Source organism: Pseudomonadota bacterium, from assembly GCA_030860485.1.
Classification (GTDB): Bacteria; Pseudomonadota; Gammaproteobacteria; order JACCXJ01; family JACCXJ01; genus JACCXJ01.
Genome location: JALZID010000275.1, coordinates 1 through 16,132 on the forward strand (window position 1 = coordinate 1; position 16,132 = coordinate 16,132).

Annotated in this window: 12 protein-coding genes and 3 pseudogenes; 3 read left to right on the forward strand and 12 right to left on the reverse strand. The window is 61.6% G+C overall.

Annotated features, from left to right (window positions below; genetic code table 11):
• Positions 1-373: 373 nt before the first annotated feature.
• From M3461_16805 to M3461_16815, 3 genes are read right to left on the reverse strand one after another with little or no spacing between them, the layout of a single operon-like run.
• The gene (locus M3461_16805; protein ID MDQ3775887.1) at positions 374-1,210 is read right to left on the reverse strand and encodes a hypothetical protein; all 837 of its coding nucleotides are present in this window, start codon (positions 1,208-1,210) and stop codon (positions 374-376) included.
• A gap of 4 nt (positions 1,211-1,214) precedes the next feature.
• Positions 1,215-2,057, reverse strand: coding sequence for a citryl-CoA lyase (locus M3461_16810; GenBank protein ID MDQ3775888.1), 843 nt, complete (start codon positions 2,055-2,057; stop codon positions 1,215-1,217).
• Positions 2,054-3,874: a thiamine pyrophosphate-binding protein gene (locus M3461_16815; protein ID MDQ3775889.1), complete on the reverse strand. Its 1,821-nt coding sequence runs from the start codon at positions 3,872-3,874 to the stop codon at positions 2,054-2,056. Before M3461_16815 ends, M3461_16810 begins: the two co-directional genes overlap by 4 nt.
• An 869-nt stretch (positions 3,875-4,743) precedes the next feature.
• On the opposite strand from M3461_16815, the pseudogene M3461_16820 reads away from it, so the two are divergent.
• A pseudogene (locus M3461_16820) lies at positions 4,744-6,748 on the forward strand (EAL domain-containing protein).
• A 77-nt stretch (positions 6,749-6,825) separates the two neighbouring features.
• Here the strand turns inward: M3461_16820 and M3461_16825 are convergent.
• From M3461_16825 to M3461_16840, 4 genes are all read right to left on the reverse strand, one after another.
• Positions 6,826-7,557, reverse strand: a complete 732-nt coding sequence (locus M3461_16825) for a 16S rRNA (uracil(1498)-N(3))-methyltransferase (protein ID MDQ3775890.1) — start codon at positions 7,555-7,557, stop codon at positions 6,826-6,828.
• Between the two features lie 19 nt (positions 7,558-7,576).
• Positions 7,577-8,917: an adenosylmethionine--8-amino-7-oxononanoate transaminase gene (locus M3461_16830; protein ID MDQ3775891.1), complete on the reverse strand. Its 1,341-nt coding sequence runs from the start codon at positions 8,915-8,917 to the stop codon at positions 7,577-7,579.
• Positions 8,918-8,962: 45 nt separating this feature from the next.
• Positions 8,963-9,403: a sigma D regulator gene (locus M3461_16835; protein MDQ3775892.1), complete on the reverse strand. Its 441-nt coding sequence runs from the start codon at positions 9,401-9,403 to the stop codon at positions 8,963-8,965.
• 116 nt (positions 9,404-9,519) lie between these two features.
• Entirely contained in the window at positions 9,520-9,918 is a 399-nt protein-coding gene (locus tag M3461_16840) for a hypothetical protein (protein MDQ3775893.1), read from the reverse strand.
• On the opposite strand from M3461_16840, the gene M3461_16845 reads away from it, so the two are divergent.
• Positions 9,896-11,044, forward strand: coding sequence for a serine/threonine protein kinase (locus tag M3461_16845; GenBank protein MDQ3775894.1), 1,149 nt, complete (start codon positions 9,896-9,898; stop codon positions 11,042-11,044). The genes M3461_16840 and M3461_16845 overlap by 23 nt on opposite strands.
• Before the next feature lie 32 nt (positions 11,045-11,076).
• On the opposite strand, the gene M3461_16850 is transcribed toward M3461_16845, so the two are convergent.
• The 3 genes and pseudogenes from M3461_16850 to M3461_16860 form a co-directional block, all read right to left on the reverse strand.
• Entirely contained in the window at positions 11,077-11,607 is a 531-nt protein-coding gene (locus M3461_16850; protein MDQ3775895.1) for a hypothetical protein, read from the reverse strand.
• A gap of 54 nt (positions 11,608-11,661) precedes the next feature.
• A complete protein-coding gene (locus M3461_16855; protein ID MDQ3775896.1) occupies positions 11,662-13,161 on the reverse strand; it encodes a phenylacetate--CoA ligase family protein in 1,500 nt (499 codons plus the stop codon).
• Positions 13,162-13,217: 56 nt separating this feature from the next.
• A pseudogene (locus tag M3461_16860) lies at positions 13,218-13,582 on the reverse strand (DUF423 domain-containing protein).
• A gap of 478 nt (positions 13,583-14,060) precedes the next feature.
• Here M3461_16860 and M3461_16865 point away from each other — a divergent pair.
• On the forward strand, positions 14,061-14,288 hold the full coding sequence (locus M3461_16865; protein ID MDQ3775897.1) for a hypothetical protein: 228 nt from the start codon (positions 14,061-14,063) through the stop codon (positions 14,286-14,288).
• A gap of 108 nt (positions 14,289-14,396) precedes the next feature.
• Here M3461_16865 and M3461_16870 read toward each other — a convergent pair whose 3' ends face one another.
• Together M3461_16870 and M3461_16875 are read right to left on the reverse strand one after the other, a co-directional pair.
• A complete protein-coding gene (locus tag M3461_16870; GenBank protein MDQ3775898.1) occupies positions 14,397-15,440 on the reverse strand; it encodes a DUF4105 domain-containing protein in 1,044 nt (347 codons plus the stop codon).
• Positions 15,441-15,847: 407 nt separating this feature from the next.
• Positions 15,848-15,937: pseudogene (locus tag M3461_16875) on the reverse strand (hypothetical protein).
• Positions 15,938-16,132 lie beyond the last annotated feature (195 nt).

A 16,132-nucleotide genomic window follows, 5' to 3' on the forward strand; every position in this document is an offset into this window, starting at 1 on the left:
CAGCAGGTAAGGGGTGTCACGATCACAGGGACGGAAATGGCTCATGCGCGCTCGCTCATCGGAACCCTGACCGATCCGATCCCCTCGCGCTTGAAAAGTTCCACGCTAAGTCCGACAGGCTGCTAGAAGAGCTTCTTCGTCTTCCGGCGCGTTAGTTTGTGCTCGCACGACGAGGGTAGGTGCTGTACACAGCAGAACCGTGAGAGACGCGGCGAACAATCCGAAAACGATAACCTTCCGCCCTTGAGGAGGCATAACGGTACAATGTTGTGCATCGGACTTATACAACTTCATGATTCCCCTTTTTAAGGCCCCCCCTCTACGCCTGACTGGGCCCGGCGTTCGACGCTAGGAATAGCGACCCCACGACAGGCTAGCCGCGCTGCTTCTCGCCTGACCGATCATGAGTCACCCAATGACGGCGAGGAGACCCGGCGTAGATAACCCTGTCACATCGTAGCGGGAAGAACGTGCCTTCCGGTTTATTCATCGCATCTATGTAACAGGCAAGCATCCCTACCGAAAAACTCAGGACTGAGTAGTGGGAATACTCCCGGCCGGAGAGCCCCTGGTCGGCGGCAAGCGCGGCGGCTACTGCAGCGATATTCATATGCAAACGCAGCCGGTTGTTAAGCAGTATGTCCTCTACCGCGAATGCTAACTGGACGTAAGGGCCCTGCGAGAAATGTAACTCTTTAGCAAGCGCCATAAGGGGCTCGATGCGTTCATCGGTCCGGGTAATGGGGCGGCCATAGCCGCATATGCTTTTATAGTTGTGCAGTTCTTTTCTGACGACGGCGGTTAGGTCAACGCCTTGATCGAGCTGCGCCTTAGCGCGAAATAGAAAATCAATGGCCCGAATAATGGGGCGTCCACCATAGATCGATGCCTCGGAGACGGCGTTAGCGGCGGATATACCCAAGGCGGCGGTGCTCCTCACAGCCCCGGCCAAGGCGGCCACGCGATTATTCCATAACCTCGGATCCGGATAGCTCGTACAAAGCGTCCAGATACCCTCGAAGAGACGAATTTGATTGTCAGTGAGCAGCCGACCGGTGATGCCGTATAGCAACAAGCCCATCCAGCTACTGTCCTTCAGATCGTGAAACAAATCTTTACCGCGGAACACGACTCGCTCACCAGGGAACCATGCGCCCATTCTCGTGATGAGCCGGTCTTCGCTCTCCAAAAGGTAGTGTGGCCCGCGCATGTCGCTACCCTACAATCCCTACGGTTTCCGTTTTACCGGGATCGTCTTCCAGCACGATACCATCCACGAAAAACGGAAATCGGTGCCACCCGTAGCCTTGCTGCTCAAGGGCGTGGGCGGCTGCGCCGGGTAACCGTAGGAAGAGATAGAGCATCTCTCCTTCATCGATTGTCATACCCAGATCGATCATCGCCGCCGCGGCGACCCCTGTCATTGACAGCGGGGCATCCGCTGCCGCTTCCAGCTCCTCACGGTGCGCTCGCAACCAGGGTAGGGAACAACCCGGACTGAGCCTTGCCAGGCTCGCAAGCGTCTGACGCACCGGCGTGGCGCAGCTCGCGCCATGCGGGTCGAACCCGGGCGCGTGTTCCATGGGGATCCATACATCGGCTCGTTCTTCCTTTGGTGGATCCCGCAGGCGATCCCGCCACGCGGGCGCATTTTCTCCGCACTCCCGCCAATACGCCATCGCGAGGGCTACTTCGTGCGCACCACCTAACTGGCCGGCGCCCACCGCAAGCGCCGCCATCAGGCACGATGCATGAGTCGACCCTCCGGCGCCGGCGCTCATCGCTGCGTTGATGCTCGGCTCGCGTGGCCCTAAGTTGGCCACCGCGATGGCGAGGCCTTCCAAAAGCTTTGTTTGCGAACAACTAGGCCCTTCGTGCTTGAAAAGGAGGTACAGGTATTCAATCCAGGTCGCCTTGCCGAGCAGATCGCCGTACACATCGTAACCGGCGCAGTAACACGCCTTAGCGGCAAACGGGTTATCCGGTTCCTCAAGCTCCTGCCAGAGGCGGCTATGGATCACTTCGGGTTCCTTGCTTATCGGTGCTTTTGCGCTCATTTGACGGCACTCAATGCCCGAACTCGGGTCTTGATCGGGGGGACCTCTTCCACGTCGATGCGCACATCGAGCAAGCTAGGACCGGCCCGCTTGCATAGCGCTTGCACATCTAGTACACGCAGATCTTTTGGTGATCGAATGGTGTACCCTTCCGCGCCCATTGCCCAGGCCAAGGCAGCATAGTCCACCTCCGGTAACTGATAACCGATAGGCTCGGCACAAGCGAGCCGCTGGCCGTGCTTGACCATGCCTAGGGCCCCATCATTGAGAATCACAAAGATCACCGGCAACTTTTCCTCGACGGCAACTGTGATCTCCTGCCCGCTCATGAGCCAACTCCCATCACCGGTGATACACACGACGGGATTTCCTCCCCGCCCAAGCGCGGTGCCTATTGCAGCGCCAATCGCCCAACCCATCGACGCAAACTCCAGAGCCGATCGAAATAGACCGGCGTTTGGGGCACGCTGTCCCGCAATGCGCCGATCGAAGGGATGCAAATAATGGATTGCCCAGGCAAAACTATTTCCCGTATCCGCAAGAAAGCACGTGTGTGGAGGAAACAAAACCGTCAATTCACGCATTAGCCGTTGAGGTTTTATCGGGGTCGCATCGGAGTAGTACTTGCTCTCTCCTTCGAGACGAAACGGCAGCGATGGGCTCGTCTTCCTTTTGCTCTGAATCGTGCCGGGCCCGTGTTCCGTGGTGGGCCGAGTTACGCCAACCGTTTCCGTTGCGATCGTCCGTAGGTGCTTCAGCAAGCGCTCGAAGATCGTAATGATCCGGCCGCGAACGTGCAGCCGTGCCATTGGCGAGCGTGTCAAGTGTCCTTCTACGGACTCGACATGGACCAATCGATCGTTTAGGAGGGAGCTGCAATCCCAGCCATTGCTGGCCCATTCCGTAAAGTTCGTTCCTATGGCAAGGACCGTGTCCACAGCAGGGTCAGTGAGGGCTTCAATCGCACTACTATGCCCTGCAAATCCGATTACTCCGCGAAACAACGGATGATAGGGGCTCACTAAACCCTTTCCGTGCGGTGTCGTAACGATCGAGGCCTGAAGCAACAGGGCCACTTCGAGAATGGTACCGATAGCCTCGCTGCATTCGGTACCGATGACAAGAACCATCTGCTTCGCATTCGAGATCTCATGGCACAGATTATCGACTGCGTTGTTATCCAGTAACGAAGGCCGATTCACCAGGGCCGCCAGATCATAGGAGGGCTCATCTACGGGTGAAGGGCCGCGCAGTATGTCCAGGGGTATGCTAAGATGAACCGGACCGTTAGGGGAGTGATACGCAGTCATGATCGCGGTCACCAGCTTGCGTTCCAGTTGGTCGGCGTGCGAAACCAAGGTGTTGTAGCGGGTGCAATGATGGAACATTCCGACCGTGTTCACACCCGTGCAAGAAGACTCTTGGAACGCACCACGACCGAAGTTGGCGAGTGCGGTTTGCGCCGTGATGATCAGCATCGGGATCTGGTTTTCGTAGGCGGAGCAGACGCCGGTGATGAGATTGGTCGCGCCGGGTCCCGTGGTCGAGCAGCAAACGCCCAGCTTGCCCGTTTGCCGTGTATAACCGTCCGCCATGAATCCGGCGCCAGTTTCGTGACGTGCTAAAATGGGGCGTGGCCCGCCGTGTCGTGCACTGCGAGCTAATGCGTTGTAGAGTGGCTCAATCGCTCCTCCCGGGATGCCGAACACGTACTCGACCGACAATTGCTGCAGGTAGGCGACCAGCAAATCGCCTAGCTCGATATGGCTGGCAACGGACTGTCTCCGTGCCGCATGGCTACTCGTCTTCAGCCCCATGGGCGCATGCTCCCCGCGTCGTTGTGAAGTCGGCCCTTGTCGGTCGCCTTCCTCGCATCGCATCGCCGAGCGAGCCAGGTCGCGTGACTTCTTGAACGTACCGGTAACTATTTTTCTAGCTGCGCTACGAAACCACCGGGTACCCGCCAAAGGGTGCGCTGCAGAGGCAATAGTGGGGCCACTTCGCCAGCGGCGCGCTTATTGAGCGGTATTCGTGAAGTAACGGCAAATTCCCGATACCGTGACGGCCGGGAACGCGTTGTAACCAGTATTGAGTGACCGTAGCACCACCTGGCGCTGACAACAAATTGACACCGAGGATGATCGTGAACAACGAAAATCGTGCCAAGCCGCCCCGCATTCCGAATGAGCCAAAACAGGTTGTCACATTCACAATCCTCGCGGCACTGAGTAGTTTGGTTGCCGCGACCATTGGGGCGAGTAGCCTAGCGTTGGCTGGCGCCATTCCCTGGGCTAACTATGCATTTAGCTGGGCGACGTGGTGGTTAGGGGACGTGACTGGGATACTCACGGTCGCGCCGCTACTGCTAGTTGTCGGCTACAGGGTTCTGCCAGGACAACGCCAGAACCGTTTGCTTTTCGTATGGATAAATGGGGGAGTCGGACTATCGCTCATCGCGTGCTACGACGTCTGGAACCTGGGCGACCAAGCGGTTGCAACTTACCTTGGCGTAAGCGGAGCCTGAGGCGCGCTAGCGGCCGGGTTATTATTCACCGCTTCGCTTGCCGCCTATGTCGACCGATACGTGCAGACCGAGGAAGCGCTGCACCAGAGTGAACAGCGCTCCCACCGCCAACTCCTCGAACTGGAGACGCTCTACCGTACCGCTCCGATTGGAATCGCCCTGGTGGACCGCGATCTGCGATTTCTGCGCATCAACGAGAAGTTGGCCGAGATCGACGGCGTGCCGGTGGACGCGCATATCGGACATACTCTGCGAGACATGGTGCCGGGTGTGGCGGACACCATCGAACCGTTGTACCGACGAGTGATTGAGACCGGAAAACCCGTTACCAGCTTCGAGATCCACGGTACTACGCCCGCACAACCGGGCGTTGAGCGGGACTGGCTAGTGGACTATTACCCGTTGAAGGCGCCAGACGGCTCAGTACAGGCTGTGGGAGCCATTGTGGTTGAGATCACTGAGCGCAAGCGGGCTGAGGAAGCGCTTTTCGAGCAGAAAGAGCGTGCACAGATCACACTCGCCTCGATTGGCGATGGGGTGATTACTATCGATGCTGCAGGGCGGGTGGAGTCCTTCAACCCTATGGCGGCACAACTGCTAGGCTGGAGCCATACAGAAGCCCAAGGACTATCCTTGATCGAAATCTTTCCCATCATCGACGAAACCACCCGCGAGCGGGTGGAGGATCCGGTGCAAAGCTGTTTACGCCTGGGCAAAACTACGGATTTTGGCAGTCCCGTCGTCTTGCTCCGGCGCGACGGGAAGGAACTCGTCATCGACGACTCGGCCGCACCGATTCACGATCGCGACGGCAGTATCACCGGTGCGGTCATGACCTTCCGGGATGTCACCGCACAGCACCGGCTGGCCAAACAGCTCACCTACCAAGCCACCCATGACGCCCTTACGGGTCTTGTTAACCGGCAGGAATTTGAACGCCGCTTGGGACTGATGCTGAAGCATGCCAAGGAACAACACCTCCGGCATGTGCTGTGTTATTTGGATTTGGATCAGTTTAAGGTCGTCAACGATACCTGTGGCCATAGCGCGGGGGATGAGTTACTGCGTCAACTGAGCGCGCTATTAAGAACCCGTATGCGTGAACGTGATACGCTAGCGCGCCTGGGGGGCGATGAGTTTGCGGTGCTCTTAGGCGAGTGTCCGCTGGACCAAGGGGTGCGTATCGCCAATCAGCTGCGCGAGCTGGTTCAGGATTTGCCCTTCATCTGGGAGGATAGGAGCTTTGGCGTGGGTGTGAGCATCGGTCTGGTCCCGATTACCGAGACCACTGGTGACCTCTCAAGCCTAATGAGTGCCGCCGATAGCGCCTGCTTTTCCGTCAAGGAGCGAGGTCGAAACCGCGTCTACGTGCATCAACCTGGCGATACCGACCTCCAACAGCGGCAGGAGGAGATGCACTGGGTGACCCGGCTCCATCAGACACTGGCCCACGACCGTCTGTGTTTGTACTTCCAGCCCATTGTGCCTCTTGGGCAGTCGACCACTGCAGGCACACGTGGCGAGATCCTCCTACGATTGATCGACGACAAAGGACAGGTTTTACTTCCTGGTGCCTTTATTCTGGCCGCAGAGCGCTATAACCAGATGCTGGCCATTGATCGCTGGGTTGTCCGCTCCACGCTTGCCGCCCTGAGTAATGCCAGCCCGGTTTCTGCTTCCCACCCGCTATGGCATCAATGTGTCAGGGCAGTCATTAAGCAACACAGAATTTCTCTACTTCGTGACGGAGGAATTGGACCGCAGCAGTATCGGACCGAGCCAGATCTGTTTTGAGATCACAGAGACCGCCGCCATTGCCAATCTGGCCGCGGCGATGAACTTCATTTATACACTCAAAGACAAGGGCTGTTGTTTTGCCCTGAACGATTTCGGGAGTGGGCTCTCTTCATTTGCTTATCTGAAGACCTTGCCAGTGGATTTTCTAAAGATCGACGGTCGATTTGTTAAGGACATGATTAATGACCCCATCGACTGCGCGATGGTGGAAGCAATCCATCGTGTAGGACATCTTATGGGAATTAAGACCATCGCCGAATCGGTAGAGAACCAAGCTGTCTCGGAGAAACTTAAGGGAATCGGTGTAGATTATGTACAAGGCTATGCAATAGCCAAACCCAGACCGTTTTTGGAAATGATAAAAACTTGATAAAAGGCATTTCCTTGCCCCTGGGTGCGCGGTGGGAATCCTCCAACCGATTGAGCGTGCTTTGGTCCGCGAGGGGCCTAACCGAGATCACCCCACAGCGCCTGCAGGGCGCAGAGGGCCGCGACCGCCGCGGTCTCGGTGCGCAGGACCCGCGGGCCGAGCCGTAGCGCTCGGTACCCGGCCCGCTCGGCGGCAGTCGCCTCTTCCGCGGCGAAGCCGCCCTCGGGACCGATCAACAAGGTGATGGAAGGATCGGGGGCGAGCTCGGAAAGCCGGCACGCACCCTCTTTGCGGATGAGGAGCAGCTTGAGCCCGGGCACGACACCAGACAGCCACTCGTCCATGGTCGCGACCCGCAGGAGCCGGGGGACGCGTGTGCGCCCGCACTGCTCGGAGGCCGCCTGCACGACCTTGGCCCAATGCTGGGCGCGACGCTCGCCGCGCTCGGCCGAAAGGCGCACCACGGAGCGCTCACTCGCGATCGGGACGATCCGCGAGACGCCGAGCTCCACGGCCTTCTGGAGGGTGTAATCCATGCGCTCGCCGCGCGAGATCCCTTGGGCCAGGGTCAGATGGAGCGGCGATTCGCGGTGGCCGGGCCGATGGCTGCCGACGCGCACGCCTACCCTCCCCCGCTCCAGCACCTCAATGATGGCCTGCCACTCACCGCCCTCGCCGTTGAAGAGCAGGAGATCGGCACCCGGCCCGAGGCGCAGCACGCGGCCGAGATGCCCGGCCACCTCGCCCGGGAGATCGACGCAAGCCCCTTCGCGAAGCCGGGCCGGCACGAATAGGCGTGGCACCCGCATGTCCCGCTTGTGAACGGCTCTATTGCGCGGTAGCGTGCTCGATGCCCTCGGTGGCGACCTCGGCCATGAGCCGGATCTCGTCCTCGGTAATCACATAGGGGGGCATGAAATAGATGACATCCCCGAGCGGCCGCAACAGCACCCCGCGCGACAGGCCATGGACATAGACGATGCGCCCGCGGCGCTCCTGCCACGGGTAAGGGAGTCGATGCCCCTTGTCCTTCACGAGCTCGATGGCCAGGATCATACCTGTCTGCCGCACCTCGGCCACGTGTGGGTGGTCATGGAGATGCGCCGTGGCCGCACGCATCGCTTGGGCGAGCATGCGATTGTCCGCGATGACCGGCCGCTCGTCGAAGAGGCCGAGCGTGGCGAGCGCCGCGCGGCAGGCGAGCGGATTGCCCGTATAACTATGCGAGTGCAGGAACGCGATCCGGCTTGCGAAATCGCCGTAGAACGCGCGGTAGACCTCATCGGTGGTCAGGACCGCGCCAAGCGGTAGATAACCGCCCGTGAGCCCCTTCGACAGGCACAGGAAATCCGGGCTGACAGCGGCCTGTTCGCACGCGAACATCGATCCGGTCCGGCCGAAACCCACCGCCACCTCGTCGGCGATGAGATGGACCCCAACCTCATCGCAGGCCGCGCGCAGGCGTTCCAAGTAAACCGGGTGGTACATGCGCATCCCGCCCGCGCACTGCACCAGGGGCTCGATGATGACCGCGCACACCTCGTCGGCATGGCGTTCCAGGAGATGCGCCAGGGGCTCGAACCGGCGCGCACTGTAGGGGCCCCAGCCCTCGCCCGGCTCGCGATAATAGCAATCCGGCGAGGGCGCGCGGATGACGTCCATGAGCAGCGGGCCATAGCATTCGCGGTACAGCGGGAGGTCGGACACCGCCAGCGCCCCCAGGGTCTCGCCGTGGTAGGCGTTCTCGAGAGCAATGAAGCGGGTCTTGCGGGTATCCCCCCGATTCCGCCAGTAGTGGAAGCTCATCTTGAGCGCCACCTCGACGGCCGTCGAACCGTTATCGGCGTAGAAACAACGTGTGAGCCCGGCCGGGCTGATCTCGATCAGACGTTCGGCGAGCGCGACGGCCGGCTCGTGGGTGAAGCCGGCGAGCAGGACGTGCTCAAGGTCTTGCGCCTGCCGGCACACCGCGGCGCTGATGGTAGGATGGGCATGGCCGAAGAGATTCACCCACCACGAGCTGATCGCGTCTAGGTAACGGCGCCCGTGCTGGTCTTGGAGCCAGACGCCATGGGCACGGCGGATGGCGATAGGAGGCAATCGTTCGTGGTCCCGCATCTGCGTGCAGGGGTGCCACAGGACCGCCCGATCGCGCTCGCCGAGACCCATACTCCGTGGGGGTAACGCTTGGAGACCCGCCGCCCCGTTCGGGGCTCAACCCTGGACCGTCGCCACCGGCCCGACCAGGGCGCCGATCAGACGGTCTTCCATCTCGATGCGCCTCGCCAGGACCTCGCCGAGCCGCGACAGATCAGTACGCAGGTCCGCGTTAGCGCCTTGCGACCGGTCCCCACAGTATTTTTCGCTGAACTCGAGGGCGAGCTCCGTCGTAGCGGCGATGTCGGGGCAGAGAGCAACCGCCAGATCCAGCACCGGACGGCGCCTCTCGGTGCGCTTTTCCAAGCGCTCATAAAGCCCGAAATGCGTGGCGGCGATGTAGTCGGTCAAGAGCTGACAGAACTCGGTCACGAGCGCCGCACTCGGTTTTTCGTGGTCGAAGGGCGGGACGCCGGAGAGCCGGCACATGAGCGCCAAGACCTGATCGCGCTCCGTCAGGAGCTTGGCCACGAGCCCCTGGGTGGCTCGGCGATCCATGGCATATGTCTGGTTCAGGTTTCGCATGTCCCCGATACCTCCCATGTCGTTGTGCCTACGGTACGCTAAGAAGGCGTACGCTATCAAGGGTCTTCATCCCGAGTGCCCGCGTCTTTTTAGCAAACTAGAGGCCGCTTGACCGGATAATAATCGCCGCCGTGCAGATCAAAGGCTATAACATTCGCCACGCGATCGGAGAAGGCGGGATGGCGACCGCGTATCTGGCCATCCAGGAATCGCTCGGGCGTCCGGTCGTGCTCAAGGTCCTGCACACCACGCGCAGCGCCAATCCAAAGGAGGTCGAGCGCTTCAAGAAGGAAGGCCGCATCATCGCCTCCCTGAACCACCCCAACATCATCACGGTCTTCGATATCGACACGGCTGGAGATGCCGCATATCTGGCCATGGAGTATGTCGAAGGGGGCGATCTGCGCAAGCGCATGAGCGGGGCCCTGACGCCACAGGAGGCGCTGGACATCCTCATCAAGGTCGGTGGCGCGCTCAGCGCCGCCCACAAGAAAGGCATCATCCAACCGCGACGTCAAGCCCGCCAACATCCTGTTCCGAAAAGACGGCACGCCGCTGCTCAGCGATTTCGGTATCGCCAAACAGACGGCCGGCGACAACGACCTGACGCAGACCGGGATCTTCCTGGGGAGCCCCAACTACATGGCCCCCGAACAGGCCGAGACCGGGTCGATCGACGGTCGTGCCGACCTCTACAGCCTCGGGGTGATCTTCTATGAGATGCTGACGGGGATGAAGCCCTTTTACGCCGACTCGGCGGTCGATGTGATCGTGCAGCACAAGCGCGCCCCGATCCCCACCTTGCCGACCGGCCTCGATCAGTATCAAGCCTTGCTGAACCTGATGCTCGCCAAGCACCGCAAGGACCGCTTCCGCGATGCCGAGAGCCTGCTGCACTACGTCCGGCATTTGTTGCAGAGCGGGACCTTGAAGACCGAGAGGGACGTGGCACAGGCCCCTGAGATCGATGTCTCGGGACCGAAGTCCGTCACGACACACCACGACCAGGCACGGGAGATCGCCATGCCCCGAGCGCCGCGCTCGCGCCGCACGCTTTATCGGCTATGCGGAGAGCTCGGCGCTGCCATCATCGGATACGTCGCGCTCTACTATGCGGAGTCCTCGGTGGACATCGCCGGCAATGCCGTCGCGCCCCCACCACCGGTGGCAGGGCGCCCGGTTGCCCCTCTGCCTCCCAAGTCGAGCCCGATTGCCACGACGCCCCCTAAACTGATAGATAAGGGCACAGCCCTGCACGCGCCGGCGAGCGATGAAGTGGTCCAGGCCCTGCGATGGCTGGCGCGCAAGAGCCTGGCCGACTATCGGCTCACCGATCCGCCCCGCGACAACGCCTTTTACTATTACTCGCGCCTGCGCGACATCGAGCCCGGCAACGAAGAAGCACGCCGGGGGATCCTCGAGATCGCCAACCGCTTCGCCTTGCTGGCCGAGCGGGAGCTGGCGAGCCAGCGCTATCAGGAGGCCAGGAGCTATGTCGGCATGGGCCTGCACATCGACCCCGCCAATGCCAGTCTCCTGGCACTCAAGCCGCTCGCCGACCACCCGCCGCGAGGGCTCATCGCGCGCCTCGCCGATCTGCTCTCGCTGCGCTGAGCACGCGCGATAGAGATGGGCGGAAAGACGCGCTAAGGGCCCGTCGAGGACGCGCCAGGCGGCCCGGCAGCTTGCCCCTCCAGGAAGCGCTTGGCTTCCTCGGTCTGCCGGCGATCCCATTCGCCTATGATGGCCTTCAAGCGCTCGATGGTGGCCTGGTCCACGCCGGGGAGCGGGACCTCGGCGCCGATCTTTGGGCCCTCGACCGGTGCGGCTTTGGGACCCGCGGCCTCGATTGGAGAAGGTGGCTCCGCATCGACCCCTTCCGCTGGCGCGTCCGCAGTCGGCGTCGGGGCTTCCGGTTCGGGTGCGAAAGCCTGGGTGCGCAGGACCTCGCGCTCGGCATCCGGGACGCGCCGCACTGCGTCGTCGATCAGCCGCCCGCCGTCGAATACGAGGACCCGGGGACCAGGCCGGCTGCCACGGTACCAGGCCGGCGGCCGGCCGGACCAGTGGGTGGTGCCGGTGCCCGGGTCCACCCACTGGTACATGCGCGCCGAGACCGGTACCGGGACGATCACGACCGCGGCGAGGATGAAGAGCGATAACGCGCGAGATTTCATGCTGAAACCTTCTGGACCGGAGGCTTGGCGACTAGTTTGTGCGCCAGCGCCATCTCAAGGGCGGGTATAACGATGCTTGACGCCTGCCGGGAACCATTCCGGATCGGCCGTGTTCCGCAAATCCACATTAGGTGTCCGATATGCTACCGGGACGTAGTTCGCATACTCGCTGTTCAGGCGCATCAGCGCCCGCAGGATCGCGGCCGCTGCGGCGTCCTTTCGTTCCTCGTTTGCCGCCTCTCCCGCCGTCAGCTCGACCACCACCCACAGGGACCGGTTTCGCTCCGGATCCTCCCGCACCTGCATCACGAACTTGCCCGTGACCCATTCCCTGACCTCTGGCTGCTCCAAGCCGACCGTGACGTTCTCGGGGTACACGTTGGCCCCGAAGTACGACACCACGAAATGCGAGCGCCCGAAGACATACACGAACGGTAGCGGCCGCACGCCGCGCGCGCCGTCTCCCAGACACGCCCGCGGATCGAAACCATGCCGGGCGAGAAAGCCCAACATCGCCGCGTAGTCGATGAGCCCGCCCTGATCGGCGATGTGATAGCGGATCAACGGGACGCCATTATCCCCGGTCAACAGCAGGGTGGCCTCCGAGACCTCGAAGTAACGGCTCAAGGGGTCGTATTGCACGAGCGTCGGCAGGCGCGCCTCACCGAACAGCTCGCGCGCGGCCGCCGGATGATCGGCGAGGAAGCGCCGGATAGAGACCGACAGGGGGGTCTCGTTACCGAGCACCCCCGCATCGGCCGTACCGTACAAGGATGCCGCGTCCCGGCACACATCGGTAGAGCCGACCCGCTCCAGGACCAGTGCCCGCCATTCCTCGCTGAAGACCTCCCCGGCGGTACAGATCCGCACGCGATAACGCGCCCATGGCACGCCGCGGGCTCGGCCGGTATCGATGACATCCTTGAGGAACGGCGGATAGCCGAGCAGGACGACCTGCTCGAAGGCCGCGCCCAGACCCTCGACCACCCGTAGGATCTCGTCCTTGTGGTTGCCGGGCGCGACCACGGTGATGGGGTAACCCTTGGCCGCCAGGTGGCGACAGCAAGATACCGTGTACAGTCCTCCCACCCAGGTCCCGAGCGCGAAGCACACCACCGCGAGCGTCGGCCGGCGATCGGCCTCGAAGCTGTCATGAAAGACTTGCTCGAAGCGCGTCGCGATATCGAGCTCATCGGTCAAAAACCTCGGCCAAAAGCTCGGAACGCCGGTCGAGCCCGAGGACACGGCGATGATATCGCAGTGTTCGATGCTACCGCCGCGGCAACGCGCGGCCAGGGGATAGCGTGCCACATAGTTGGATTTGCTACATAACGGCAGACGCGCGAAGTCGGCCGCGGTCCGTATCGAAGCGGGTGCGACCCCGTGCTCGTCCAGGAACGCCCGGTAAGCGGGCACCGAGCCGGCGACGTCTTTGAAGAGGGAGAGCGCGGCCTCGATCGGAGAGCGCGTCAGATGCCGAGCGAGCCTCGCATCGAGCGCTGTATCGAAAAAATCGGCAAGACCCCGGAGCGTCCGCGCCGGTTGGTCGGACATCTGGGCCTCATGAGGCATGCTCCTCTGCATTTTACATTTCAACTTAATTATCTGCGCTACATCTTTTTCGCCGCTGCCAACAAGCATACCCATCCGGCCAGGAATGCCGCGCCGCCCAAGGGCGTCACGGCGCCGAGCCCACGCCATCAGGTCAGCGCCAGCGACTTCCGGAGAACACCACCGTACCCGCCACGAACAACCAGCCCGCGACGCTCCCGACCGCCGAGGGGGCGCGGGCGGTGACGCACGCCGCGGCGAGGAGCGCGAGCGCGTGGTACATCTGGTAGCGCGCGCCGGTCTCGAAAACCTGGAGGGCATCGAGCCCGAGACGGGCCTTGAGGAAGTGGGCACCGAACGCGCCCGCGGCAACCGCCACGAAACCCGAGATGGCCGCCAGCGCAACCTGGATCCGGGGGGTCATGGTGCAGGGACGCGATGCCGGTAGCCTGTAGATTTGATGATCATACTCTCCGATAGCTCCGCACCATGCCCTCATCGAGCAACAAGGCTCTTCCGCTACCGCCACCTGTCCAGCCCTTGCCCAGCAGCACCACCCTTGAATCCGATCGGCTTCCCGCCGAGTCTTCGCAGGACGATGCGCCGCCTTGATCTCGGCGATCTCGGACGAGGCCAGCCGATACTTCATCCATGACATTAGGTTACAAGGGTAACCTACTGATTTATAGCAACGCCCGACCGGACAACCCGTTCGCGATGGGTACAACGCACTATCCGCATAACCGTTGCACGGGCGCCATACGTCGCGCACCGCAATGGCGAAACGTTGCGAGGCACCCACAGACCGTTTGACGATCGCCACGATACTGACATACGATTGTCATGCGCCCGGCCTAGCGCCATCCGTCGTTGGGCTAGGGCAGGAATTCCGGGGGGTACGTATGCGTTCATCGACACTGATTGTGGGTCTTTGGCTGTCTCTCTTCGTCGTAGGCGATGTCCATGCTTACCTGGATCCCGGCGCCGGAAGCATCGTCTTGCAGGCGATCATCGCTGCCGTTGCGGGCGGGTTCATGGTGGTGCGCACCTACTGGTCTAAGGTGAAGCAGCTGTTTACCCGGCGCAAAGTTCTGGGTGTCGCTGAGGTGAACCCGCAGCCTCGCGACTGAGCGTCAAGCTGACCGAAGATAACCAGCGTAACCCGCCATGAAACGCGCGAACGTCTCCTCGCGTGCAGGTCCGCAGGTGCCGCTTTGAGGGAAGATGCCCGCGTATCTTCACTCGGCACGGCCGGCCTCGGTGCGCACGGTCGTGGGGTTCGGTAGGTCCGCCCGGATCCGTTGTGAGAACTCCAGTGCAGCATCCGCGGCCTCTGCGACCGCATTGATCCTGGAGCGCTTGCGAAGCTCCGCGAACGGCAGGCTGGTGTCGAGTCGGCCCTGTTCGTAAGCGTATTCCGGGAAGTAGCCACTCAGGAGCACCTTCCACGAATAGCGCATATGCCCGGGATTGACGCGGGTGTGGAGCAAGAGATTGGTGGTGCAGTTCGTGGTCAGCGTGTTGTAGAACGCCGGCCGCTCCGCGAGTGCGTTGATCTGGCGGATATAGTCCATGAAAAAACGCCGCAGGTTTTCGATCGGCGCCCGGACCCGGTAGAGGTAGACGTCCTCCGGGGGGTCCGTGCGGTAAGTCGTCCGCAGGCCGATGAGATCGCGCTCATCGCCCACCACGTAGATCAACTCGTATTGCTTGAAAAAGCCCTTGATCGATGAATAGCCTTCGCCGCGCTCGGTACGTGTCTCGGCGGACATGGCCACATAGTCTCTTCCGCCGAACCCGAAGCTCACGAAGGTGTGGGCGATGGCCGGGCCCATCCAGTAAGACGCGAGCAGGTCCACGGAATCGAGCTGATCCAGATCGAAGGTCTTGTCGTAGTAGCGTGGGGTAAAATCCGTTTCACTCCGGTACTCGAAATCGCGGATATCGTGCAGGGTGATCCGATTACCGTCCTGGGTCGCGTAGGGTAGCCTAGCCACGTCGGGCCGCCAGTCGCGATCGTTCGAGGCCTCGATCGTAGTCCACCACGCCACCACGGCGAGGAATATCCCGAGGAACGCGCACATGGCGGGCCAGCGCCAAGGACCCAGCACGAACGCGTAGACGGCGAGTAAGCCTAAAACGCCGAAAACGACTGCGAGGGCCATCCGCAAAAGCCCACTGCTCAGATCGGAGTAATAGATCGCGAGCACGCCCCAGGCGCAGAGCGCGATCAAGACCAGGGTGAGCAACGCCACGCCCATGCCCTTCACGGCCCGGCTCACGGCGTCACGTTGATGGCACCAAACGGATGCAGGCGCATTTAATCTTCCCCCACGGCAACGACGAAACCCCTACCCTTCGTTGGCCGGACAGGATCGCTCATCACTCGAGTTACGATTTTTCGGCCATGATTGTATTGGTATTCCCTGCTATCTACAATGACCCGTGGCTGAGATTGGGGCGGCCCGAGCGTCGCGCGCGCAAACCGAACCGGTCGGGCCGGCGGTCGCGGCGTGAGCACCCGGCGCGGCACGAGATCGCGAAGAAAGGCAGTGGCTCTATTCGAGACCGCAAGCACCCGTTATCGCGGCATCATCAAGGACGAACATGGATGGGAAAAGCATGAGCATGTCCCGAGACGCAGATCGGCAGGAGAATCGAAGACTGAGAGTAGGCGATGCATACAGTGGGCGCAGGTGGGATGGAAAAGCACGTTCTCCCGCCGCGGGCGACGGGCTGCGCACGAGGGCCGACAGTAAACCGTAGTCATGCGGGACGAAGAGGTCGAGTTGGATAGGGTCTTTGTGCTGCTGTTTGACGCGAGTCCGAATGAAGAGGAAGCGGTGAGGCGTCTTCCAGGCCTTGGGTTTCCACTTGGCCTCGAAGTAGCTCCACTGTGCTGCCCCTCGCCACCAGATGCGCCGTGCCTCGATGCGCGCTTTGAGATCGGTAAAGCGCTCGAAGGGGACGCTCA